The organism is Lacimicrobium alkaliphilum, from assembly GCF_001466725.1.
GTDB classification, from domain to species: Bacteria; Pseudomonadota; Gammaproteobacteria; order Enterobacterales; family Alteromonadaceae; genus Lacimicrobium; species Lacimicrobium alkaliphilum_B.
The window spans coordinates 1,629,162-1,645,090 of sequence record NZ_CP013650.1; the positions used below are offsets into that span (position 1 = coordinate 1,629,162).

14 protein-coding genes are annotated in these 15,929 nt (G+C 51.1%); 4 read left to right on the top strand and 10 right to left on the bottom strand.

Going from position 1 to position 15,929, the window contains the following annotated elements; genetic code table 11:
* Nucleotides 1-32: 32 nt before the first annotated feature.
* Both AT746_RS07375 and AT746_RS07380 read left to right on the top strand, forming a co-directional pair.
* On the top strand, nt 33-1,976 hold the full coding sequence (locus AT746_RS07375; protein WP_062478505.1) for a RecQ family ATP-dependent DNA helicase: 1,944 nt from the start codon (nt 33-35) through the stop codon (nt 1,974-1,976).
* A gap of 55 nt (nt 1,977-2,031) precedes the next feature.
* Entirely contained in the window at nt 2,032-2,703 is a 672-nt protein-coding gene (locus AT746_RS07380) for a glutathione S-transferase (RefSeq protein WP_062478508.1), read from the top strand.
* 119 nt (nt 2,704-2,822) lie between these two features.
* Here the strand turns inward: AT746_RS07380 and AT746_RS07385 are convergent, their stop codons facing one another.
* The gene (locus AT746_RS07385) at nt 2,823-4,271 is read right to left on the bottom strand and encodes a PLP-dependent aminotransferase family protein (RefSeq protein WP_062478511.1); all 1,449 of its coding nucleotides are present in this window, start codon (nt 4,269-4,271) and stop codon (nt 2,823-2,825) included.
* Between the two features lie 100 nt (nt 4,272-4,371).
* Here AT746_RS07385 and AT746_RS07390 point away from each other — a divergent pair, with 100 nt between their 5' ends.
* Nucleotides 4,372-5,286: a DMT family transporter gene (locus AT746_RS07390; protein ID WP_062478514.1), complete on the top strand. Its 915-nt coding sequence runs from the start codon at nt 4,372-4,374 to the stop codon at nt 5,284-5,286.
* A gap of 1 nt (nt 5,287) precedes the next feature.
* Here AT746_RS07390 and AT746_RS07395 read toward each other — a convergent pair whose 3' ends face one another.
* The 9 genes from AT746_RS07395 to AT746_RS07435 form a co-directional block, all read right to left on the bottom strand.
* Nucleotides 5,288-5,917, bottom strand: a complete 630-nt coding sequence (locus AT746_RS07395) for a DUF2490 domain-containing protein (RefSeq protein ID WP_062478517.1) — start codon at nt 5,915-5,917, stop codon at nt 5,288-5,290.
* A 226-nt stretch (nt 5,918-6,143) separates the two neighbouring features.
* Nucleotides 6,144-7,409, bottom strand: a complete 1,266-nt coding sequence (locus AT746_RS07400; RefSeq protein WP_062478520.1) for a metal-dependent hydrolase family protein — start codon at nt 7,407-7,409, stop codon at nt 6,144-6,146.
* Nucleotides 7,410-7,493: 84 nt separating this feature from the next.
* Nucleotides 7,494-9,026 (bottom strand): apolipoprotein N-acyltransferase, encoded by a 1,533-nt coding sequence (gene lnt, locus AT746_RS07405; RefSeq protein ID WP_082633185.1) that lies wholly within the window; start codon nt 9,024-9,026, stop codon nt 7,494-7,496.
* Nucleotides 9,004-9,879, bottom strand: coding sequence for a CNNM family magnesium/cobalt transport protein CorC (corC, locus tag AT746_RS07410; RefSeq protein ID WP_062478523.1), 876 nt, complete (start codon nt 9,877-9,879; stop codon nt 9,004-9,006). The genes lnt and corC overlap by 23 nt, the downstream gene beginning before the upstream one ends.
* Nucleotides 9,880-9,930: 51 nt before the next feature.
* Entirely contained in the window at nt 9,931-10,392 is a 462-nt protein-coding gene (ybeY, locus tag AT746_RS07415; RefSeq protein WP_062478531.1) for an rRNA maturation RNase YbeY, read from the bottom strand.
* Nucleotides 10,389-11,453 carry a PhoH family protein gene (locus tag AT746_RS07420; protein ID WP_062478534.1) on the bottom strand — a complete coding sequence of 355 codons (1,065 nt, stop codon included), beginning with the start codon at nt 11,451-11,453 and terminating at the stop codon, nt 10,389-10,391. Before AT746_RS07420 ends, ybeY begins: the two co-directional genes overlap by 4 nt.
* Nucleotides 11,454-11,462: 9 nt before the next feature.
* Complete coding sequence (miaB, locus tag AT746_RS07425; RefSeq protein WP_062478537.1) at nt 11,463-12,896, bottom strand: tRNA (N6-isopentenyl adenosine(37)-C2)-methylthiotransferase MiaB; 1,434 nt, start codon at nt 12,894-12,896, stop codon at nt 11,463-11,465.
* Between the two features lie 186 nt (nt 12,897-13,082).
* Nucleotides 13,083-13,934 carry a DMT family transporter gene (locus tag AT746_RS07430; protein WP_062478540.1) on the bottom strand — a complete coding sequence of 284 codons (852 nt, stop codon included), beginning with the start codon at nt 13,932-13,934 and terminating at the stop codon, nt 13,083-13,085.
* A gap of 125 nt (nt 13,935-14,059) precedes the next feature.
* Entirely contained in the window at nt 14,060-14,380 is a 321-nt protein-coding gene (locus tag AT746_RS07435) for a hypothetical protein (protein WP_062478543.1), read from the bottom strand.
* 193 nt (nt 14,381-14,573) lie between these two features.
* Here AT746_RS07435 and AT746_RS07440 point away from each other — a divergent pair, with 193 nt between their 5' ends.
* Entirely contained in the window at nt 14,574-15,749 is a 1,176-nt protein-coding gene (locus AT746_RS07440) for an FAD-dependent monooxygenase (protein WP_231731040.1), read from the top strand.
* Nucleotides 15,750-15,929: the final 180 nt, after the last annotated feature.

Below are 15,929 nucleotides of genomic sequence, written 5' to 3' on the forward strand. Positions count from 1 at the left end.
GGTCATACCGCGGTCACAACTAAGGAAGGATCATGTACCAGCAAAGCCTGCAAAAGATATTCGGGTTTAATCAGCTCAGGCCGGGTCAGCAAGAGGTGGTTGAAGCGGTGCTCAACGGTCAGTCGGCAGCGGCTATTTTTCCTACTGGTTCCGGTAAATCCTTATGTTATCAGTTACCGGCTCTGCATTTGCCCCATCTGACCCTGGTCGTATCACCCTTATTAGCACTGATGCAGGATCAATTGAGCTTTTTGCAACAAAAGGGCATTGCGGCCGGAAGTATCGATTCACAGCAGAGTCACGACCAGCAACAACAGGTGATGGCGGACGCCCGCAGCGGTAAACTGAAAATCCTGATGATTTCGGTGGAGCGCCTTAAAAATGAGCGCTTCCGCCATTTTATTGCTCAGGTGCCGCTGTCACTGTTGGTGGTGGATGAGGCTCATTGTATTTCTGAGTGGGGGCACAACTTTCGTCCCGATTATCTGAAACTGCCACAGTACCGGCAAGACCTGAATATTCCTCAGGTGCTGCTGCTCACTGCTACTGCAACTCCTGCTGTGATAGAAGACATGTGCAGTAAATTTTCCATCGCTAAAGACAATGTGGTGGTAACCGGCTTTTATCGGCAGAATCTGGACTTGTCTGTGATGGGGGTTGGCGAAGCGCAGAAGCTGGCGGTGTTAAAGGATTTACTTGGCGCCGACTCAAAGGTTTCCAGTATCGTCTATGTGACGCTGCAACACACTGCTGAGCAGGTTGCACAGCAGCTAAAGCAGTCCGGCATCGAGGCGCAGGCCTATCATGCCGGTATGGACAGTGAGCGGCGCGAACAGGTGCAAAGGGATTTCATGTCAGGTGTAACCCCTTGTATTGTTGCTACTATTGCCTTTGGTATGGGCATTGATAAGGCCGATATTCGCCGGGTTATTCATTTCGATCTGCCTAAATCCATAGAGAATTACAGTCAGGAAATTGGTCGCGCCGGGCGCGATGGCAAAACCGCTTTTTGTACTGTGCTGGCAAACAGAAGCCACCTGACCTTGTTACAGAATTTTGTTTATGGTGACACGCCGGATAAGCAAGGTATTGCTCTGGTATTGGAACAGATTAAGCAGCAAACCGGTGACTGGGCGATTCAGTTATATAGCCTGTCTGCCCAGAGTAATATTCGCCAGTTACCGTTGAAAACCTTGCTGGTTTACCTGCAGTTACAAGGCGTGCTCGCACCCAAATTCAGTTATTTCGCCGAATACAAGTTTAAAACCCGGATGCCGGAAGATGAGATTATTAACCGTTTTGAAGGGGAACGACGGCAATTTGTCAGCCAGCTGTTTGCTGCTTCTGCGAAGGCGAAGACCTGGCACAGTGTGGATTTTGATTTGCTCTGGCAACAGTACCAGGGGGATCGTAAGCGCGCGCTAACGGCACTGGAGTATTTCAGTGACAAGGAATGGATTGAACTGCAAAGCAGCAAAATGACTGAGGTGTACGAAATTATCGATAGCAGCTGGCAGGTTGACGTATTGTCATCCCGGCTCTATGCGCTTTTTGTTACTCGTCAGAACAGTGAAATAAAACGTATTGATGCGATGCTGGCACTGTTTGAGGGGGAGCAATGCCTGAGCCAGGCGCTGGCGCGTTATTTCGCAGACGAACAGGCACCAAAGCATTGTGGACATTGTTCCGTTTGTCGGGGCCAGCCCGCAGTGCTGCCAGCACCGGGGAGTTTGCCGCCCCTGCCGTCGGCATCGCTGAGTGACTGGTGTCAGCCTTATCTGGATGCAGCAGAGCAGTTACAAAAACCGGTCTGCAACGAAGCGCTGGCGCGTTTTCTCTGTGGTATCCGCACTCCCGATACCACCTTGCTCAAGGCTGCGAAGATGCCCGGATTTGCAAGACTTGAGGCCTATCCTTATGTTGTGGTGCTGGAGCAGGTAAAACAAACCATGTCGTTATTACGCAATCAAAACTGATCGCAATGTCAGTACTTGCGTATTATCAGCCATCATACTTACAACAAGGATTTTCATGCTTACTCTGCATCATCTTAATAACAGCCGTTCACAGCGGATCCTCTGGCTGCTGGAAGAACTTGGACTGGACTATCAGATTCAACATTATCAGCGCGACAGTAAGACTATGCTGGCACCGGACAGTCTCAAGGCTGTGCACCCGCTCGGCAAATCGCCGCTTCTGACCGACGGTGATAAGGTGTTAGCCGAATCCGGCGCCATTATTCATTATTTGTGCAGCCGCTATGGCAAGCAAGACTGGATCCCGGCAGAGTCCGGCGATGAGCATGAAGCCTATCACTACTGGCTGCATTTTGCCGAAGGCTCACTGATGCCGCCCATGTTGCTGAAACTGGTGATGGATAAGGTACGTACCAGCCCGATGCCGTTTTTTATAAGACCCGTTGCCAGAAAAATTGCCGATAAGGCGATGAAATCCTTTATCGGCCCTAACCTTAAAAATAATTTTGCTTTTGTCGAGCAACAACTTGAAGGCCGTCAGTGGCTGGCAGGTCATCAGCCAACAGGGGCAGATATACAGATGAGCTTCCCTCTGGAAGCCGCAGTAGCACGTGGGCTGGCCGAAGAACAAACACACCCCAATATCTGTGCTTATGTGGCGCAAATCCATAGTCGCGAAGCCTATCAAAAAGCCCTTAAAGCTGGTGGTGAATACGCCTACGCCTGATGCTTCAATCCAAAACACGAAAAAGAAATTTCACCACAGAGACACGAAGGGCACAGAGAAATAAAGAAGATTAAACCGTAAATACTTCAATGCCCTCTGTGTTCTCTGTGACTCTGTGGTTATTCTTGCCTTTCTCTGGATGCTACTATTTTTCCAAGGCGTAACAATGCCTCTTCGACCTTATCCGTCCAGGGCAGACCATAGCTAAGCCGCACACAATGACGGTAGCGATCAGAAGGGGCGAACAGGGTGCCGGGCATCAGACTGATACCCGCATCTAAAGCCTGATGAAAAAGCTGGCTGCCGTCAGTTTTACGATGCAGCTCCAGCCACAAAACGGCCCCGCCAGCTGGATTGGTCAGACGTATATGATCGCCAAAACTGTCCAGAATACAGGCACGCATGCGCTCTTTGTTGGTAAACAGCACCTGGCGTAACTGGCGCAGATAGCGGTCGTACTCACCGCTGACCAGATATTCTGTCAATGCCCATTGATTTAACAGTGCCGAGGAGCATGACAACGCCCGTTTAAGCCTGGCAGCGGCTGCGGCGTATTCAGGACTCAGCAGCCAGCCAACCCGGTGCCCGGGTGCGGCGGTTTTGGAAAATGAGGAACAGGTAATCACCAGGCCTTTCTGTGAATAACATTGCGCGGGCTTGCCCCGTTGGCTGTCGAAATACAGATCGCCGTATACATCATCTTCAATAAGGCCAATGTTTTTATTTTCCAGTAACGACACCAGAGCCTGTTTATCGTCTTCGCTCAGCCTTACACCCATTGGATTGGTAATGGAGGACGAAAACACACAGGCTTTTATCGGGTGTTTTTCAATGGCGCTGGCCACATCATCCAGGCTCAGGCCGGTTTCGGCGCATAAGGGGATTTCATAGGCCAGCATGCCCAGACTTTCGATCAGCTCCAGAATGCCAAAATAGCAGGGTGACTCTACGGCAATAATATCACCGGGTTTGGCCAGCAATTGCAGAGATATGGCCAGAGCTTCCTGAGCACCGTTGGTGATCACCAGCTGTTCAGGGGTGGTATTCAGCCCCATATCCAGATAGCGCAATACCAGTTGTCTTCTCAGCGGCTCAAACCCCGCGAAAGGTCCGTAACCTATGGCATGCTCCCTGGCGCTGCTCATCACCCTGCGCGTCCATCTGGCCAGAGCCCTGTCGTTGGGCAGTGCCCCAACCGGATTACTGATACCAAAAGGCACTGCACCAGGCGTATGTACGGCGTTATGGACCTGTTCAATCAGTTCCTGACGGCTGACCGGCACCGCATTGGCCGCCATTCGCGTTTTGCGTGGCGAGCTGGATCGGGTACTGAAACTGGTGAGGTAATACCCGGATTTAGGACGGGACTCGAGTAAACCGATACGTTCTAGCTCCTCATAGGCCTGCCTGACAGTGGGAATACTGATCCTGAGTTTTTCAGCCAGGTTGCGCAGGGAAGGAATACGATCGCCTGCTCTGAGGGTACCGTTATCACGCATATCACGGATAAGATCTGCCACCTGCCGGTACAGGTAGCGATTTTCCTGACGATCTATCTGCCTGTTCATTTAAACTGTATAGGTCACTTTTCTAAAAACTGTATATGGTAAGTATACAGATCGATAGTAAGCTATGGCTACTGACTGATTAAACTTTTGTTCTGAACCGATGAAAAACACACTGCTTTATATGGTGACAGTATTGATCTGGGGTTCCACCTGGCTGGCGATTGAATTTCAGCTTGGTACGGTTGCGCCTGAAGTTTCATTGGTGTATCGCTTTGCCATGGCTGCGCTGCTGATGTGGGGGTATTGCCTGTACCGGAAATTGCCGATGGGCTATAGCCTGGTGCAACATGGCTTTTTTATGCTGCTGGCCGCTTGTAATTTTGGCTTCAACTATCTGGTGTTGTATTGGGCGCAGGAGCACCTTACTTCGGCACTGGCCTCCATCGCCTTTTCGACTTTGCTGATGATGAATATCGTTAATACCAGACTGTTTTTTGGTAAACCCGTAGCCGGTCGTATTTATGTGGGCGCCTTGCTGGGGATTGCCGGCATTGCCATGTTGTTTTACAAAGATCTGCAGAGCCTTGAACTGGCCAGCACCACCCTGCTGGGGTTAATGTTGGCCTTGGCCGGTACCCTGATCGCTTCTTTTGGCAATATGGTCAGCGTGCGTAATTCCAGGCGTGAAGTCGGGGTGTTACAGGGGAATGCCTGGGGCATGCTGTATGGCGCACTGATGCTGAGCGGGGTCGTGTGGGCCAGCGGTGCCAGCTTCAGTTTTGATCTTCGCCCTGCCTATATCCTGAGTCTGCTGTATCTGGCGGTATTTGGCACCGTGATTGCCTTTGCCACGTATTTTGCATTGCTGAAGAATATCGGCCCGGAAAAGGCCAGTTATGTAATTGTATTGTTTCCGCTGGTGGCGGTGATATTGAGTATCTGGTTTGAAGGCTTTGTCTGGAATGCCTACACCCTTGGCGGATTTGCTCTGGTGCTATTGGGTAATGGCCTGGTATTGACGCCACTGGCAAGGTTACGCCAGTGGTTTGGTCCGCGTATCAGTCTGGCAGAATGAGTCAGAATTTGTAACTGAATTTACTGCCCAGCACATGCTCTGAGGTATTGTTACTGTTGTTTTGATACAGGCAATATAGTTCCAGTCCCCAACGAGAGGTGAGTGCTCTGCTGTATCCCAGGGCGCTGCGTGACTTATCAAAACGGCTATTGTCGGTCAGATAGTAGAAGTATTCGTAGCTGCCGAACAGACTATAGCCGTCAAAACTGCGGCTGAGCTTACCTCTTAATCTGCCCCGCAAGACATGGTCACCGTGACGCCAGCGATTTTCGGCTTTCAGTCGGCTGGCAAAACTCCAGTCTGGATTCAGGGACATCTTATGGGTGATATAGGGTGTGATACGGGTTTCATCGGTATGCGAACCACTGAGGCTCTCAGTATTCTCATAGCGCACTTCTAACCCCCCTGTCAGACTGTCTGTCAGGGCCCGGCTTACACTCAGCTTGATGTTTGTCAGATAGAGGTCAGTGCCGTCACGCATTTTCTGTTCAGATTCAATTCCAACACCGTATTCCTGTACCTTGGTTTTAGCGCTGAAGGCATTCCACCATTCGTCAACTGCAAGAGCCGCTGAGCTGGCTGAAGTTAATAGGACTATCAATATAAATTTGAAACCGGCTTGTTGAAACATAAGCTCGCCTGTCAAAAAAAGTACATAAAAATGACACAAAAGTGTCATAAAGCTTGGCGGCGAATTATACGGAAGTTAAGTTGGAGGTCAATCAGCAGGTTTATACCAATCCGCACAGACAATTGCTCTCTCAGAGCAGCTCAGAAGGGGCCTGGCTACCGGTAGATTGGTATCAATAGCGATAAGGTGGTTGAGACACCTTATCGGGAATCTAATATACCGAGACTCAGGGACGTGTTATCAGTTGTCCTTCCTTAAATACCCAACTGACTTGTTCCAGCAGGCTGATATTTTCCAGAGGATTTCCCGGCACGGCGATAATATCGGCCAGTTTACCTTGCTCCAGACTGCCCAGATTGTCCCGTTCACCCAGCATGGTGGCGGAATTAATCGTCGCGGCCTGGATAGCCTGCAGGGGTGTCATGCCAAATTTCACCATGCGTGAGAATTGTCTGGCATTCTGTCCATGGGGGTAAACACCGGCGTCAGATCCAAACACCATTTTAACACCAGCCTTGACCGCGCTGCTGAAGCTCTCACGCTGTTTGCTGCCCACCAGACGTTCTTTGGCCAGACTCTCTTCAAGAATACCGGCCTTCTCTCCTTCACCGAGAATATATTCTGTGGTGTAGATATCCATAGACAGATAGGTGCCTTTCTCCAGCGCAAGATTTATGGCCTCTTCATCCAGAAAGCTGGCGTGTTCAACACTGGTGACACCGGCTCGGATCGCCGCCTTAATGCCACTCAGACCGTGGGCATGGGCAGCGACGCCAATACCGCGCAGGCTGGCTTCATCCACCAGGGCGTCCATCTCTTGCTGACTGTATTGTTGGGCTCCCACTTTGGTGCCTTTGGACAATACGCCACCTGTTGCGCAAAACTTGATCCAGTCGGCACCGTATTTCACGTTCATGCGGACTTTTTCACGAACCTGCCAGGGGCCGTCAGCGGCAGCAGCAGATTTATCCTGATATTCGTAAGGTAACAGGTTGTTATCGCAGTGACCGCCGGTGATCCCCAGCGACATACCGGCGGCAAAGATGCGCGGCCCTATCAGTTCACCCTCGGCAATGGCATCGCGTAAGGCAATATCTGCATAGCCAGGAGCGCCCACATTTCTGACAGTAGTAAAACCTGTTTCGATGGTCTTTCTGGCATTACTCACCCCGGTAAGAGTTTTACGTGGCAGTGACTGAGCCAGGCGTTTATATCCATGCAGTCTGGCGTCACTGTTCAGGTGCACATGCATATCCATCAGCCCCGGCAACAAAGTTTGCCCCTTCAGTTCCAGCACTTTGGCATCTTCGGGAATGCTGAGCTGGTTCTGACTACCAATCTGTAAAATACGATTGTCTTTAATCACCACCAGCGGATTAGCGATCAGCTTGCCGCTGTGAACATCGAGCATGGCATCGGCTTTAAGCACCAGGGATTGTGCCTGAAGGCCAACACTGACCAGAAGCAGGCTGATAAAGAGTCTGATTTGCATGGTTATTTCCGGATAAGAATAAGGGTTACAGCTTAGGGCCTGAGCTCACCCTGCACAAGGGCAAGACTTCGGGATGCGGTATTTTCAGGATAAAAACCTGGCACTGCGGGGTAACCACAGCGCTAAAACGGCGGCTAACAGGCTGAGAATGATCGTCCATAGCTCACCAAACCGGGCATAGGGTGTGGTGCCTTTATATAAAGGCACCTGTGTTCTTAGTACGTCGGCTTCAAATTGTGGTAACTGATCCATTATGCGGCCATCAGCATCAATCACGCCGGTAATACCATTGTTGGTGGCCCTTAATACCGGCAAACCAAACTCTCTGGCTCTGACTCTGGCAATCTCCATATGCTGGTGTGGCCCATGGGAACGACCAAACCAGGCGTCATTGCTGACTGTAAGGATAAAATCTGTGTAGGGATGCAAATTGGCACTTACCTGTCGTGGAAAGGCAATCTCGAAGCAAATGGCCGGAGCCAGACGGTAACCGTTAGCCGTCAGGTTAGTTTGCTGATAGTCGCCTCGGCTGAATGAAGACATCGGCAAATCAAAAATCGGCGCCAGCCCTCTGAGCCAGTCTTCCATGGGAATAAACTCGCCGATAGGCAGCAGGTGGTGTTTGGCATAGCGGTTGGCGTGAGGGTAGGCATAGTGACCCTGTTTCTCGCCATTCTGACTGCCCAGGCCAACCAATTGATTGTAGGCATTGCCTGATTCAAAGTTGTAGTTGACGACACCGGTGATTAATCCGGAGCCCTGACTGGCAAGTTGCTGGTCCAGTTCTGCCAGGTAATTCAGTGCCATAGGCTCAAGCTTAGGCACAGCGGCTTCAGGCCAGATAATCAAATCGGCATCCAGATGAGGTTCGGTCATCTGCCGGTATTTGTTCATGGTGGGAATATCCTGTTCCGGAACCCAGCGAAGTTCCTGCTTGATATTGCCCTGCACCATAACCACATCGACCTGTTTGTTTTTCGGTGTTGTCCACTGATACTGGCCGGTAAGATAGCCACCGCCATAAAGGGTGATAAGTAACAGTGCCGCGATAAGCCAATTTTTACGCGGTATCAGCCAGGCCAGTGCACAGGCAAACATCACCAGCAAAAGACTGACGCCGGTTTCACCGATAACCGGCATCCAGCCGGCGAGGGGGCTGTCGATCTGGCTGTAGCCAATAGATAACCAGGGAAAGCCGGTTAATACCCAGCTACGCAGCCATTCAGTCAGCAGCCAGATAAAAGGAATGGCCAGGGGCCAGTATTTCTGTTGGAAAGCTTTTACCAGAATCCAGCAGGCCAGTGCCGGATACAGCGCCAGATAGGCACAAAGCAACAGCATCAGACCGATAGATCCGGCCAGCGGCAGGCCGCCAAAATCAGCAATGCTGACATGCACCCAACTGATGCCGGCTCCGAACCAGCCTAAACCGAAACAGAATCCCAGCCGGGCCGGGAAAGCCCTGCCTTTTTGTTCCAATAACCAGAACAAAGCGGCCAGTAATAGCGGCGTCAGATACCAGTGCGAAAAAGGGGCATAGCTGAGGGTTAATCCCGCCCCGGCGAGCGCCGCCAGGGAGCAGGGAATTAACCGGTCAGCCTTTTTGATCGTCGTCATCCTGGCGGGGTAAACTCACTTTAAGTTGAATCAGGCGGCGCTTGTCGGCATGCGCAACCCGAAACTCGATACCACCGATCTCCACTGCCTCGTCACGCATGGGCATATGGCCGAAGGCCTTGAGCACAATACCGCCTATGGTATCGGCTTCTTCTTCGCTGAAGCCGGTTTCAAAAAATTGATTAAAATCCTCTACCGACGTCAGTGCCTTGACCGAGTAAGTGTATTTATTCAGCGGGCGGATATTATCCTGTTCCTGCTCGTCCACATCATGCTCATCTTCAATTTCACCCACAATCAGCTCCAGAATATCCTCAATGGTTACCAGTCCTGACACGCCGCCGTACTCATCCACAACAATGGCCATATGGTAGCGCTCTTCGCGAAACTCGCGCAGCAGCACATCCACTCTTTTGCTTTCAGGTACAATAATGGCAGGGCGGAGCACATCTTTGAGTTTGAACTCTTTTTCCGGCGAGAAGGCATAGGTCAGCAGATCTTTGGCCAGTAAAATGCCCTCGATATGATCTTTGTCTTCATTAATCACCGGGAATCTGGAGTGAGCCGATTCCAGCATCACCGGCAAAAACTCTTTTACGCTTTGCTCAATGCCGATGGTAACGATTTGCGCTCTGGGGATCATAATGTCCCGCACGCGCATTTCACTGATCTCCAGTACACCATCAATCATTTCCCGGGTGGCTGAATCGATCACCTCCCGTTGCTCGGCTTCGGTGATCACCTCGGCCAGTTCTTCGCGGTTTTGCGGTTCTCCCGAAAAGGTCTGAACTATCTTTTCCAGCCAGCCCTTATTGGCAGAACCGTTACTAGAGTGGGGGTTGTCGTCGCTCATGAGCTCCAGTCTTTTAATTAGTGAGGGTTATCACTCTCAACAAGAGTAATATCATTCCTGATCCTGATAGGGATCGTCAATTGCTAATTTTGCCAGGATGGCGATTTCCATCTCTTCCATCTGCCTGGCATCTTCGTCATCTATATGGTCGTAGCCGAGCAAATGCAAGGCGCCATGAATCGTCATATGGGCCCAATGGTGCAATAACGGCTTGTTTTGCGCCCTGGCCTCCTGTTCAACCACCTCTGCGCAGATCACCAGATCGCCAAGCAGGTTTATCGGTATTCCGGCTGGCGCTTCAAAGGGAAATGACAATACATTGGTTGGCTTCGGGCGGTCCCGGTACTGCTGATTAAGCTGTTGGCTTTCTTCGCTGCTGACCAGGCGTATGGTGATCTCTGCTCCCGGATGGCCGGCTCCGTCCAGAGCCGCATCCAGCCACAGCTGAAAATGATCAGCTGTGGGTAACTGCATACCTTCGCAGGCAACCTGCAGATCCAGTAAGGCGCTCACCCGGAAGATTTTCCGCCAGAGGGCTGGTTGTTATTTTGTTGTTCGCGCATGGCCTGCTGTTTTTTCTCGCGCAGTATTTCCTGTTCACGCTCATGTTCTTCATAGGCCATGACGATACGGGTGACCACAGGGTGGCGCACCACATCGTTGGCATTAAAGAAGTTAAATGAAATGTCGTTGACGTCTTTGAGCACTTCGATAGCGTGGCGCAGGCCACTGCGGGCACCGCGGGGTAAGTCCACCTGAGTGATATCACCGGTGATCACGGCCTTGGAGTTAAAACCGATGCGGGTCAGGAACATCTTCATTTGTTCCACCGTGGTGTTCTGACTCTCATCCAGAATAATAAAGGCATCATTGAGGGTGCGGCCACGCATATAGGCCAGCGGTGCCACTTCGATAATATTGCGCTCAATCAGCTTTTCCACTTTCTCAAAGCCAAGCATTTCGAACAGGGCGTCATATAAGGGACGCAGATAAGGATCGACTTTTTGCGACAGATCCCCGGGTAAAAAACCCAGCTTTTCGCCGGCTTCCACTGCCGGGCGGGTCAGCAGAATACGACGGATTTCCTGACGCTCAAGGGCGTCCACGGCACTGGCTACCGCCAGGTAGGTTTTACCGGTACCGGCAGGCCCTACGCCAAAGCAGATATCATGGCTGACAATATTCTGCACATACTGAGACTGGTGCGGGTTGCGGGGTTTGACTACGCCTCTTTTGGTCTTGATATGCACTTCTTTGCCGTACTTGCCTGCTTCTGCCTGCTCCAGACACTTGGCTTCCTGAATTGCCAGGTGTACTTTTTCCGGCGCCAGATCCGGGATCTGGCCTTTCACCGGCTGGGTTTCGATATACAGCAACTTCAACAGCTCAGAGGTGGCCACCGCCTGCTGCGACTTGCCCAGCACCTTGAAGTGATTGTCGCGGTAGCTGATTTCCACCCCTAAACGGCGTTCAATCTGTTTGATATTGTCATCAAAGGGACCACACAGGCTGGATAAGCGCTTGTGATCATTAGGTTCCAGTACAATTTCATTACTGACAAGAGTGTTGGACAAAGAGGACTCCTAAGTTGGTATATGTTGACCCACACCCAGCCCGTCAGGCTGGCTGACGGCCTGCTTGCGGATAATGGTCTGTGGTGCCACGCTGACCCGCAGGCCCATGTCCTGTTCCCGCCTGACCAGCTCGCCGCGCAGGGAATTGGCAAACACATCGACAATCTTCACATCGACAAATTCCCCAATCATATCCGGGCTGCCTTCAAAGTTAACCACCCGGTTGTTCTCTGTACGGCCGGAGAGCTCCATCGGGTTTTTCTTCGAAGGGCCTTCCACCAGAATGCGCTGCTCTGTGCCAAGCATATTGCGGGCAATACGCATGGCCTGCTGGGTAATACGTTGCTGTAACAGCTGCAGACGCTGCTTCTTGGTGTCTTCACTGACATCATCAGGCACATCGGCCGCCGGAGTGCCGGGACGGGCGCTGTAGATAAAACTGAAGCTAAGATCAAAGTCCATCGCCTGGATGAGATCCATAGTGGCCTCAAAATCGGCATCGGTCTCACCGGGGAAGCCGATGATAAAATCTGATGACATGCTTAAATTGGGGCGGACTTTTTTCAGCTTACGGATCTTGGATTTGTACTCAATGGCAGTATGGCCGCGCTTCATCAATGCCAGAATGCGATCTGAACCACTTTGCACCGGCAAATGCAGATGATCCACCAGTTCAGGAATTTCCGTGTAGGCCTGGATAATATCATCGGTAAACTCCACCGGATGTGAGGTGGTATAGCGAATACGATCGATACCGTCGATGGCAGCAACCAGTTGCAACAGTTCGGCAAAAGTACAGATACTGCCGTCATATTGCTCGCCGCGATAGGCGTTAACGTTCTGCCCCAGCAGGTTGACTTCACGCACACCCTGCTGCGCCAGTTGCGCAATCTCAAAAATTACATCATCGGCCGGGCGGCTGACTTCTTCGCCGCGGGTGTAGGGCACCACACAGAAACTGCAGTATTTGGAACAGCCTTCCATAATTGAAACAAAAGCAGTGGGCCCTTCGGCTCTGGGCTCTGGCAGCCGATCAAACTTTTCAATCTCGGGGAAGCTGATATCTACCACCGGGTTTTTATCCCCTTTGACCTGGTTGATCATCTCCGGCAGACGGTGCAGTGTTTGCGGCCCAAACACGATATCCACAAAAGGGGCGCGCTCACGGATATGATCCCCTTCCTGAGAGGCCACACAGCCGCCGACACCTATTATCAGTCCGGGGTTGGTCTTTTTCAGGTTTTTCCAGCGACCAAGCTGATGGAACACCTTTTCCTGCGCCTTTTCACGTATGGAACAGGTATTCAGCAGGATGATATCGGCATCCTCAGGATTTTCGGTGGCCTGGTAACCATGAGTTGAATCAAGCAGGTCGGCCATTTTCTCCGAGTCATACTCGTTCATCTGGCAACCCCAGGTTTTAATAAAGAGTTTCTTGCTCATACTGCCTTAAAAACTAAAAAAGGAAGGTGTTCAACGCGCTCAACCTTCCTGATGAAAATAGAAATCGACGTAAAATCAGACCGGCTATTTTACCGCCAAATGCCATGCTATGCCAGTAATGCCGCCGCGGGTCTTTGATTAAAACATAAGTAGTGACAACATAACTGAAATGTCCAGGTCGCGGGATCACCACAACCACCGCTGACGCAGGGTCATGTTGGCCGCCCAGATGATCAGTACCGCCCCGCCAATCAAGCCTGCAGAAATAGGCTCTGCCCAGAAAATATAGCCCAGCAAAGCGGCAAAAAAGACACTGGAATAGGTGAGCAGACCGATGCGTACCGGCGAAGCCAGTTGAAAGGCTTTGGTCATCAACAGTTGCCCGGCTGCAGCCATCACTCCCATTAATCCGAGCCATTTCCACACGGCTTCGGGCAGGGCGTGCCAGTTTAACAGCATGGGAACAAGCGATACGATTGTGGCCAGAAAGGTGAAGTAAAATACGATGCGGGCCGGTGGCTCTGAACCTGAGAGCTTACGGATAGTGCACTTTGTAAAGGCCACCAGGGTGGCACAGATCAGTGCCAGCAGAATAAAGAGGTTCATGTTTTCCCCTTCCGGGCGCAGGATAAAGCCCGCGCCGATAAAGCCCAGGCCGATAGCCATCAGGCTCTTATGGCTGATCAGCTCTTTGAGCCAGATGCGGGCGATAATCGGCACAATAAAAGGTGCCACCAGCAGAGCCATCATCGCCTGCGCCAGCGGAATGTGGGCCAGCACATAGAAAAAACAGTACATGGCAATCAGTCCGGAGGTAGAACGCAACAGGTGCAGACCAAAATGCTCTGTCTTAAGTCCGACTTTGCCCATTCTCAGTATCCAGGGCATCAGCGCAATAAGAGCAAACAGGTTGCGGAAAAATACCAGCTGAAACTGGTTCATATCAGTGCTGAGATGCTTTACCAGTGCACCAATCCCGGCGAACAGCGCTTCGGCAACTATCAGACAAATGGCACCGACAACAACGGGTGAGCCCATGATATTCCGTATGCTTGAAAAAAGAGCGGTATTTTATCAGAAGCCCGTACAGTTATTTAGCGCGTAAAAAGGCCACTTCCATAAATGTGTGTTGGTTGGGAGCGGAAGTGGCCAAGGGAACGCAGTTATTCGTATGTTGCCTGACTGTCGGGATGGTTACTCAGAGCATCTGTTAACCTAGTTGGACGCCTGGCCAGCTTTTGTGAGGCCTGTTGTTGATACTGACGGAAAAAATCTTCTGTTTGCTCATCGATATCACTGCTCAGCAGATGCTCCATCTCCTGCTTAAATTGCAGGTAATGGGTCAGCGCCAGATCGACTTTCTCACTGAAGCTGTAGTGAAAGCTGTATTGCATATACTCATTTGTCTGACTGGCAGACAAGGCGGAAAAACTGCTGCTGGTTAATGCTAGGCTCAGCAACAGGGCTTTGATAGAGATTTTCATAACGGACTCACTGATTAAATTATTGATGACTGCTGTACTATATGTAGCCTTTAACATCTCAAAGGTTGTATTGCTGTTGTAATAATCTGTGTCAGAACACCGCCACAGTTATGTATGCTTACAAACAGAGAAAAAACAGCTGTTTGTCGCCAGAGGCGGTCGTTAATCGTGGTACGATTCGGGCAGTATGAATATGACAAAAAAGACGATGCAAAAATTTGACGTAATGGTGATTGGCGGCAGTATGACCGGCGCTGCAATGGCGCTGGGACTTGCCCGTCAGAACTATTCTGTTGCGGTGGTTGAGCCGCACATGCCGGCTCCCTTTGCCGCAGATTCAGTGCCGGATATCAGAGTTTCGGCTATCAGCGCCGCGTCTCGTACTTTGCTTGAGCAACTGGGCGCCTGGCAAAGCCTTGAGGCGATGCGGGTCTGCCCATACCGGCGTTTATCGGTGTGGGAGGACGGCGCCCGCACGGATTTTACTGCCGAAGATATTCCTGCCCGTCAACTCGGGCATATTATTGAGAACAGCCTGATTCAGCGTGCGCTTTATGAGGTCTTACAACAAAGCAGCCGGGTAAAATGGTTTAATGCCGGATTAGACTGCTTTGTTGAGCAGAATACCAATAATGTAATCCTGACTGATGGCAGTGAAATATCTGCGGCGCTTTTAATTGGCGCAGATGGAGGGCACTCGAAAGTGCGTCAGCAACTGGGTATTGGCATCTGTGGCTGGCAGTATAAGCAACAGGCCCTGGCGGTGAGTGTGAAAACCCATGCTCCGCAGCAGGATATTACCTGGCAACAGTTTGTTCCCAGTGGGCCTATGGCTTTTTTACCCTTGTATGATGGCTATGCCTCGCTGGTATGGTATCACCAGGCGGAGCAGATCCAGTGGCTGAAAGCCTTGTCTGACAGCGATCTCAAAACAGAAATTAAACAGGCATTTCCCGCAGAGCTGATGGATTTTGACATCCTTTCCAGGGCATCTTTCCCGCTGAGCAGACAGCATGCCAGTGAATATGTGACAAACAACGCCGTGTTGATTGGAGACGCTGCCCATACCATTAATCCGCTGGCCGGGCAGGGCCTGAACCTTGGCTTTAAAGATGTTGCCTGTTTAATGACGGAGCTGGAGGATAAAAGCTGGCTGGATAGCGCCCATCAGCTCGGCCAGGCTCTGACTCGCTATGAGCGTAAACGCAGGCCGGATAATCTGCTGATGATGTCGGCCATGGATGTGATCTACAAAACGTTCAGCACCGAAATTCTGCCGGTCACACAGCTGCGCCGCTTAGGTTTAAGGCTGGCTCAGCATGCCGGACCGCTTAAAAAACAGGTGACCCGCTATGCCATGGGTATTTAAGTTGTCAGCGTTGAGGAGGACGTTATCAGCAGACAGCTCTGATAGTCGTTTTTCAAACTATGTGGCGCTCTGATACTCGATGGTTAACAAATTCCATTCTTCGTGCTCTTCGAGCACTTCGTGGTCTGAAAAAAGTCGTTAATCACGAAGAACGCGAAGGGCACGAAGAGGGCAACAGAA